Origin of the sequence: Pseudoalteromonas sp. NZS100_1, from assembly GCF_015864285.1 — a bacterium.
In the GTDB taxonomy this organism is placed as follows: Bacteria; Pseudomonadota; Gammaproteobacteria; order Enterobacterales; family Alteromonadaceae; genus Pseudoalteromonas; species Pseudoalteromonas arctica.
This window is the reverse complement of the sequence record NZ_JADYXN010000013.1, coordinates 111,069-117,437: the sequence shown is the minus strand read 5'-3', so window position 1 is coordinate 117,437 and position 6,369 is coordinate 111,069. Positions and strand designations below refer to the sequence as shown.

Genomic DNA, 6,369 nt, shown 5'->3' with positions numbered 1-6,369 from the left:
CAGTAGTGAAACGAAACAGCGCCGATGATAGTGTAGCATTTGCTATGTGAAAGTAGGACATTACCAGGCTTCAAATTGTAGAAAGCCCGAATCTAACGATTCGGGCTTTTTTACGTCTGCAGAAAAGTAAAATACGTGCAATTAATACACACTCACATCTACACCCATCACGTAGGGCGGGCGAGCGCAGCGACTCCCGACGCTAGAATCACAACAAAATCCCTCAATATCTCAGTCGGCCAATACAGTAGCATTTACTACGTGACTCTCCACCGCTGTGGGCACTATGACATTACACAAGCTTCACATTGTAGAAAGCCCGGATCTAACGGTTCGGGCTTTTTTACGTCTGCAGAAAAGTGAAATGCGCACAATTAACACACACTACATCAACACCTATCACGTAGGTCGGGCGAGCGCAGCGACTCCCGACGCTAAAATCATGAAAAATCTCCGCTCAGCAATGAATGCGCAGCATTTTCACTATGACTCTCCACCGCTGTGGGCACTATGACATTATACAAGCTTCAAATTGTAGAGAGCCAACATCTAAAAATTCGGGCTCTTTACGTCTGCAGAAAGTAAAATGTGAACCAATAACGAACAATCAATGCCATAACATCATCGAGTAATTGCATTAAATACCTTCATGATGAAACTAAACCCGAAAGGTTCTCGTTTTTGAAAAGTGTAGTAAGGTTAAACGTAGGTGAATAGCGTACTACTTATTTAACTATCTTAATTCATATTTAATCTTTTTTACTTTCTATAAAAGCTAATTACTCTCATTTCCTTAGATAACAAATTTAATTTTGCTTTGTTACTGTCTTTGATTTAGGATCAAATCAGTTTAAAACCAAGAACTAACAGCCTGTGTATAGATTATTAATTAGCGCCATATCCATTTTATTTTGTTTTTCTGTGTCGGCAGTTGAAGTAGCTGATCTATATCAAGATATTTTAAAAGTGGATGACAAAACACGAGACACTCGATTAGCTGCGAGTCGTAAAGCTTTGCTCAATGTTTTAGTGAAAGTAAGTGGTGATGAAACTGCGGATCAAAATAAATTAGCGCAGCAACGTACTAAAGATATTTCTGATTATATGCTTAAGTTTGAATATGACGAGAGAGCAAATGGACAATTGAAACTCGTTGTTAAATTTGAAGCTCGAAAGATCAACGCGCTAATCAAAGAGTTAAACTTACCTTTATGGGGAGTACAACGCCCATTAGTCGCAATATGGTTAGGTATTGAAGACAATTGGCGCAGAGAATTAGTAACACAAGAAAGTTACCCGCAATTAGAGCAGTTAATTTATGACAAAGCAGGACGCCGTGGTCTGCCTGTCGTTGTGCCATTACTTGATTTACAAGATAGACGTTTAGTAGGTATTCCTGAGGTATGGGGTAACTTTTCAGAACCAGTAGAAGAGGCCTCTAGACGATACAGTGCTGAGCGAAGTATTACAGCAAGAATGTATAAAGAAGCGGATAGCGAAAATTGGATTTTAGATTGGCGTTTTACTAATGATGATCAATTTGATTCAAATAGATTAACGGGCGATAAGCAGCAAATAGTGAGTCAAATGATTGATACCTTAGCTCGAGGCCTTGCAAGCGAGTACGCTATTGATCCAAATGCTTATTATGAACAAGCCGCGGCCACGCTAACATTAAAAGGCACGCAAAGTTTTGTTGATGTTGAATTAGCAAAACAAAGATTATTGAACTTAAGCGTTGTTACGCAAGTTAATATTGTTCGTAAAACACCAGAATTTGTAGAATTTAAACTAAACCACACTGGTAACCTAAGCGATCTTAAAAAAGGGTTAGGGTTAGACTCCTCATTTAAAGATTATGAGGATCCACGCGCTTTTTATCATGTTGTTGATAAAAATAGCTTAGAGTATCAATGGATAACGCCATAATGCTAACTTCTGAGCCGATGCAAATGGCATTACCGGTTACCTTGCCGGATGACGAAACATTTGCATCGTACTTTGGTGGGGAAGATTCGTTAGAGGTTAACCATTTAAAAGATAGCTTTTCGAAGTTAGCTAAAAAGTTTCAGTATACTTATTTATGTGGGTTAGGTGATTCGGGTAAGTCTCACCTTTTGTATGCAACCTGCATTAAAGCACAAGAGCGTGGCTTATCTAATATGCTGCTGTCTATGCGCGAAGTAATTGACTTTGGACCTATGGTATTAGACGGTTTAGAAGCGCTTGATGTTCTATGTATTGATGACGTGCATTTAGTTGCAGGCAATGATGCATGGGAAAAAGCACTATTCAACTTTTTTAACCGGTTTAACGAACCCGGAAAAATGTTAGTAGTAACTGCCGATTTACTTCCTAGCATGCTTAATATCTCGCTGCCTGACTTAGAATCCCGTTTAACATGGGGTACAACTTTTCAAATTCGCTCTATGAGTGATGACGATAAAGCCCAAGCACTTGTTAAGCGCGCTCATATGCGTGGCCTTGAATTAAGTGATGAGTGTGCACGCTTTTTATTAACGCGTTTAAGCCGTGATATGCGTGCTTTATTAGATGTACTCGACAAATTAGATCATGCATCTATGGCCGCACAACGAAAATTAACTATTCCTTTTATAAAATCAACGTTAAAGCTGTAGTAGGTCTAGAATCTAGACCCTGCTTTCAGTTATCATAAGCTATTATCAGAGCGTGTTTACCTTTCCTGATTGGAATTTGTTTTACTGAAGAGTGTTTTAATCACGTTGCAAAGTTTGTAGCATAGTATTTGTATACAAAATCCGAGCAATAAAAAAATAAGCCACCCACAGTAAAGCACTTCAGGCAGCATGTATTTGGTCTTTATTTTGCGTTACAGCATGATGATGTAGGAAACTACACCGCAGTGCTTAGCCTCATTTAAGAACCAATAACACTGTTGTAAAGCAATCTTGAAAGGCCAACACGCTCTTAAGCAATCACCTTCTGTGAAAGATCAGGTATCGAATGAACTTAGAAAACATATTAGCGCAAGCACTTGAGGCGGTAGCCAGTGCCAGTGAAATAGCGCAGTTAGAAGATATCAGGGTTAATTACCTTGGTAAAAAAGGCGAAATCACTAGCTTACTTAAAACGTTAGGTAAAATAGCACCTGAAGAACGTAAAGAAGCAGGCCAAGTTATAAACCAAGCTAAACAAGATGTACAAGCTGCTATTAACGAAAAGCGTGAATTGCTAGCAGGTAAGGCACTTGAAGAAAAGCTAGCTGCTGAAACTATCGATGTAACACTACCAGGGCGTGTTATGCCAACTGGCGGTTTGCACCCAGTTACGCGCACTATTGAGCGTATTGAAAGCTTCTTCGGTGAGTTAGGATTTGAAGTTAAATCAGGTCCAGAAATTGAAGATGATTTTCATAACTTTGATGCGCTAAATATTCCTGAACATCATCCTGCTCGTGCTGATCATGATACCTTTTATTTCAATCCTAAATTAGTACTACGTACACAAACAAGTGGCGTGCAAATTCGTACTATGGAAACTGAGCAGCCACCACTGCGCATTATTTCACCTGGGCGTGTATATCGTAACGATTACGATCAAACACATACACCTATGTTCCATCAGGTTGAAGGTTTGATGGTTGATACCGATGTTAGCTTTACTGAGCTTAAGGGTATTTTGCATGATTTTTTACGTAACTTCTTTGAAGAAGATATGGAAATTCGTTTCCGTCCTTCATTCTTCCCGTTTACAGAACCTTCAGCTGAAGTAGATGTTATGGGTAAAGACGGTAAGTGGTTAGAAGTACTAGGCTGCGGCATGGTACATCCAAATGTACTTAAGTCTGTGGGCATTGACCCAGAAAAATACACCGGCTTTGCTTTTGGCATGGGTGTAGAGCGTTTAACTATGTTGCGCTATGGCGTAAACGATTTGCGTGCATTTTTCGAGAATGACTTAAAATTCCTAAACCAGTTCCGTTAAGAGTGAAACAATAAAATGAAATTTAGTGAAAAGTGGTTAAGAGAGTGGGTTAATCCTGCTATTGATACGCAAGCTCTTTCGGAACAGCTTTCAATGGCTGGTCTAGAAGTTGATGGCGTTGAGCCTGCTGCTGCCAAATTTAATGGCGTAGTTGTTGGTGAAGTTGTTGAATGTGGACAACACCCTGATGCAGATAAACTGCGTGTTACCAAAATTAACGTAGGTGGCGATGAGCTACTTGATATCGTGTGTGGTGCACCAAATTGTCGTTTAGGTATTAAAGTTGCTGTTGCAACTGTGGGCGCTGTACTGCCTGGTGACTTTAAAATTAAAAAAGCCAAACTACGCGGCCAACCTTCAAACGGAATGCTATGTGCTTTTGTTGAGCTAGGTATTAGCGAAGAAGGCGACGGCATTATGGAATTGCCAAGCGATGCACCAGTAGGCACTGATTTACGTGACTACCTAGGTCTTGATGATAATATTATAGATGTTGATTTAACACCAAACCGTGGTGACTGCTTAGGTATAAAAGGTCTAGCACGCGAAGTAGGCGTTTTAAATAGTATTGACGTAAACGTATTAGATATTCCAGCTGTTACTCCAACAATTGATGACAAAGTATCAATTGAGCTAGTTAACGAAGATGCATGTCCTCGTTACCTTGGCCGTGTGATAAAAGGCATTAACCTTGATGCAGAAACACCACTTTGGATGGTTGAAAAATTACGTCGCAGTGGCGTACGTTCAATCGACCCAGTAGTTGATGTTACTAACTATGTATTACTTGAGCTTGGTCACCCAATGCACGCGTTTGATTTAAATGCGATTGAAGGTGGTATTAAAGTTCGTAGTGCAAACGCAGGTGAAGAACTTGTTTTATTAGACGGTAACACCGCTAAACTAAACGACACAACACTTGTGATAGCCGATCATAATAAAGCACTTGCAATAGCGGGTATTTTTGGTGGTGAGCAATCAGGTGTTACAGATAAAACGTCTGATATATTACTTGAAAGTGCGTTCTTTAATCCTGTAGCAATTGCAGGGCAAGCACGTAGCTACGGTTTACACACTGATGCTTCACACCGTTATGAACGCGGTGTTGATTTTGCTCTACAACACGATGCAATGGAACGTGCAACAGCACTTCTTCTTGAGATTGTGGGCGGCCAAGCAGGTCCAGTGGTTGAAGCTGTCGCAGCTGACAAACTACCAAAAGTGACTGAAGTACGTCTTCGCCGTGCACGTTTAGACCGTGTTATTGGGCATCATATTGAAGATGCTAAAGTAACCGATATTCTTACGCGTTTAGGTCTTGATGTTAAAGTAGAAAATGAAAGCTGGAGTGCGGACGTACCAAGCTACCGTTTTGATATTCGCATCGAAGAAGACTTAATTGAAGAAGTAGCACGTGTTTACGGTTACAACAGCATTCCAAATGTTGCACCAACTGCAAAACTTAAAATGACGACACATAACGAAGCAACTATTGCACTTAGCAAGTTCCGTAATACGTTAGTGACTCGTGGTTACCAAGAAGCAATTACATACAGCTTTGTAGACCCTAAAGCACAAGCTATTTTACACCCAGAGTGTAAAGCAATGGTATTACCGCACCCTATTTCAATTGAAATGTCAGCGATGCGTGTAAGTTTAATGCCGGGTTTATTAGCGTCTGTAGCGTATAACCAAAATCGCCAACAGCCTCGCATTCGTTTATTCGAACATGGTCTTAAATTTATAAGCGACGAAAGTGCAGAAAATGGTGTTTACCAAGTACCGGTTATTGGCGGCGTTATTACGGGTCTTGTAAATGGTGAACATTGGGTTGAAGAAAAACGTAACGTTGATTTTTACGATTTAAAAGGTGATGTTGAAGCCTTACTTGCAATTACCAATGACATTACTCGCTTTGAAATTAAAGCCGAGCAGTCAGATGGACTTCACCCTGGTCAATCAGCAGTAATATATGTTGATGGCAAAAAGGTTGGTTTTTTTGGTGCTTTACATCCTCAAGCTCAAAAGTCGTTAGATATCAACAACGCAACTTTTGTTTTTGAAATTGAAATGTCAGCAATAGAAAAAAGAAATTTACCGCAAGCAGAAGGGGTGTCTAAATTCCCTTCAAATCGCCGCGACATCGCGATTTTAGTGGCAGACAGCGTTAAATCTGGTGACATTTTAAGCGTGATCGAAAAAGTTGGCGGAAATCAATTGGTTGACCTAAACTTATTCGATGTGTATAAGGGCAAAGGTATTGAGCCAAATTATAAGAGTTTGGCGATTGCTCTAACACTGCAAGCGGTTGATAGAACACTCGAAGAGAAAGATATCAATCTAGTAGTTGATAACGTGGTGGCCGAATTGGCCGAACAGTTTAATGCATCGTTGAGGGACTAG

4 protein-coding genes are annotated in these 6,369 nt (G+C 40.1%); all 4 read left to right on the top strand.

The genetic code is table 11. The features are described 5' to 3' along the window. Positions 1-873 precede the first annotated feature (873 nt). The 4 genes from I6F66_RS10930 to pheT all read left to right on the top strand — a co-directional run bounded on the left by I6F66_RS10930 (position 874) and on the right by pheT (position 6,369). The gene (locus I6F66_RS10930; protein ID WP_197119427.1) at positions 874-1,929 is read left to right on the top strand and encodes a DUF2066 domain-containing protein; all 1,056 of its coding nucleotides are present in this window, start codon (positions 874-876) and stop codon (positions 1,927-1,929) included. Next, positions 1,929-2,639, top strand: a complete 711-nt coding sequence (gene hda, locus I6F66_RS10925; protein ID WP_007580342.1) for a DnaA regulatory inactivator Hda — start codon at positions 1,929-1,931, stop codon at positions 2,637-2,639. Before I6F66_RS10930 ends, hda begins: the two co-directional genes overlap by 1 nt. A gap of 346 nt (positions 2,640-2,985) precedes the next feature. Then, positions 2,986-3,966 (top strand): phenylalanine--tRNA ligase subunit alpha, encoded by a 981-nt coding sequence (pheS, locus tag I6F66_RS10920; RefSeq protein WP_182734245.1) that lies wholly within the window; start codon positions 2,986-2,988, stop codon positions 3,964-3,966. A 15-nt stretch (positions 3,967-3,981) separates the two neighbouring features. Next, positions 3,982-6,369, top strand: coding sequence for a phenylalanine--tRNA ligase subunit beta (gene pheT / locus I6F66_RS10915; protein ID WP_002960691.1), 2,388 nt, complete (start codon positions 3,982-3,984; stop codon positions 6,367-6,369).

Coding starts and splice junctions, on each gene's coding strand:
- hda (WP_007580342.1), top strand. CDS start 1,929: ATGCTAACTTCTGAGCCGATGCAAATGGCATTACCGGTTACCTTGCCG.
- pheT (WP_002960691.1), top strand. CDS start 3,982: ATGAAATTTAGTGAAAAGTGGTTAAGAGAGTGGGTTAATCCTGCTATT.
- pheS (WP_182734245.1), top strand. CDS start 2,986: ATGAACTTAGAAAACATATTAGCGCAAGCACTTGAGGCGGTAGCCAGT.